The following is a 2,601-nucleotide window of genomic DNA, read 5'->3' on the forward strand; positions in this document are numbered from 1 at the left end:
GTGCTGTAACGGGGCTGCCGCATACAACGAGAAAATGATGGCTGTACCCATCACTCCTGAGCAGATCGCCGACGAGTGCATCTCGGCAGTGAATGCTGGCGCAGCAATTTGCCATATCCATGTCCGAGACCCGAGGACGGGCGCGCCGAGCATGTCACTTGTGGCCTGCAGGGAAGAAGTGGAGCGTATAAGGGCCTCCGCGACTGATGTGATTAACGTCACCACCGGAGCTGGCGCACGGTATATTCCAGACCAAGAGGAGCCACTTCGGCCAGCGGCGGGTAGTACCCTCTCAACACCCGAAGTCCGCGCGCGTCACGTCGTCGCCCTTCAGCCCGAGATTTCCAGCCTTGACATTGACACCATGAATTTCGGGACACACGCAGTCATCAACACGCCAGATCATACGGCGTCTCTAGCCCACACGGCACAGCAGGTCGGAACCACTTGCGAGATCGAAGTGTTCGATGTTGGCCACGCCGCGCGGAAAACGCTCGAGGACAGGCTGATTAAGAGGCCGCCCTTTTTTCCGATCTGCTTGGGAGTGTCTGGAGGTGTGCCGGTAGCTCCGGAAGTCTTGCTTCCTATGCGGCATCACTTGCCTCGAGATGCAAATTGGGGCGCATTGGTATTTCCAGAGCCGAATTTCCCATGGTCGCCCATTGCTAGGTGGTTATGTTCGGGTTGGTCTCGAAGACAATCTCTAGAGCGAGCGGTGGCGATCGTGCAGATTCTTGGCGGGGAGACTGCATCTCCCGCCGAGGCTCGTCAGATACCAGGCCCTAAGAGCCAATCTATTTTGAAGGGACAAAAGAATGTGGTTAGCATGTGACACCGGGGGAACATTCACCGACCTCGTGGTCGATTCAAACGGCGTTTGGCGTTCGTTCAAATCTCCGACAGTCGCCGCAGATCCCGTGAGAGGTGTGCTGAATGTACTGGAAGTGGCGGCGAAAAGGTCAGAACGGTCGCTTAGGCATTTTCTTTCCGAGGCGGAAGTGTTGGTTCACGCCACTACCCACGCGATCAATGCCGTGCTCACGGGCAACGTAGCAAAAACGGCATTACTCGTCACAGAAGGCCACCGAGACATTTTGACTCTGCGGGAAGGCGGCCGACCAGATCCGTTCGATCATCGTATCCGGTACCCTAAATCGTTTATATCCCGCGACTTGGTCTTTCCTATTCAGGAACGTATTGATTCTGATGGGTCGATCTTCAAAGCTATAGATGAAGATCAGGTTATAGTAGCGCTTCAGCGCCTCAAACAAGAGAAGATTGAAGCCCTGGCCGTTTGCTTGCTTTGGTCGGTCGCGAATGCCCAACACGAGCTTCGCGTCGCGGAGCTTATTCGCCACCATTTGCCAGGCATTCCATTTACGCTCTCCCACCAGATTAATCCGACGCCACGCGAATTCCGTCGGGCCGTCTCCACTGCGATCGATGCTTCCTTGAAGCCGATGATGTCCAGCTACTTCGGTGGGTTGGTTTCAAGGCTCGCCGACGCGGGGTTCACGGGAAAGGTCCTTGTCGTCACCTCGCAGGGGGGAGTCATGGACGCGGCAGATGTAGCTCAAGCCCCGATCAACCTAATCAATTCCGGGCCATCGATGGCACCGGTTGCCGCCCAAGCGTACGTCGGCATGGATGACGACGAAACGGATATCATCGTAGCAGATACCGGCGGGACGACATTCGATGTCAGTGTGGTTCGCAATGGACGCATCCCATTGACCCGCGAATTGTGGATTGGCCAGCCAATTCTGGGCCTTCCCACCGGATACCCCTCCATAGACGTTAGGAGCGTTGGGACAGGAGGCGGCAGCGTAGCGAGCATCGACGCTGGGGGAATGCTTCACGTGGGCCCTCAAAGCGCTGGCGCGCACCCCGGCCCGGCTTGCTACGGGTACGGCGGTCTTGAACCCACGGTAACCGACGCCGCCCTCGTGCTGGGTTACATTGACCGAAATTTTTTCCTCGGCGGTGGGATGCGACTTGACCGGCAAGCGGCAGAACGAGCCATAACACGCATCAGCGGAGATGCCACTCGAATAGGGTCAACGGCCGCAGCCATCATCGCCTTGGCCACCGAAAACATGACCCAAGCAATCTTCGACATAACTGTGAAGCAGGGTGTCGACCCCTCTAAAGCGGTAATGGTCGGCGGCGGCGGTGCAGCCGGCCTCAACGCGGTGTTTATTGCGCGTCGCCTTAAATGCTCTCGCCTAATTATACCTGAGACGGGGGCCACCTTGAGCGCTGCGGGGGCGCAAATTTCAGAACTGAAGGCCGACTATCGAGCGAGTGCATTCATGAGCGCCGAGCGCTTCGACACTGTGAATGCAGATAGAATCCTCGCTTCCCTTGATTCCCAATGCCAGGAGTTCGCGGTGCGGTCGGGCGCTTCTCCAGAAAAGACGCGGTTAGTGTTCACGGTGGAAGCACGTTACCAGGAGCAGGCCTGGGAAATCGAGGTGGGATTGAGGGAATCACGGTTTTCTAGCGAAGGGGCCGTTTTGCGATTTTTGCAGGCGTTCCACGATGAACACAAGCGTTTATACGGTTTCGCTGACCCGGATAGCGCTGTAGAAATAGTTGGGT

The 2,601-nt window shown here is 56.9% G+C and carries 1 protein-coding gene; it reads left to right on the plus strand.

Going from position 1 to position 2,601, the window contains the following annotated elements; all coding sequences use genetic code 11:
- Nucleotides 1-815: 815 nt before the first annotated feature.
- The coding region (locus EOA38_RS33185; RefSeq protein ID WP_145966193.1) for a hydantoinase/oxoprolinase family protein at nucleotides 816-2,601 on the plus strand (1,786 nt) is incomplete at its 3' end.

It is taken from the genome of Mesorhizobium sp. M1E.F.Ca.ET.041.01.1.1 (assembly GCF_003997355.1).
Taxonomy (GTDB): Bacteria; Pseudomonadota; Alphaproteobacteria; order Rhizobiales; family Rhizobiaceae; genus Mesorhizobium.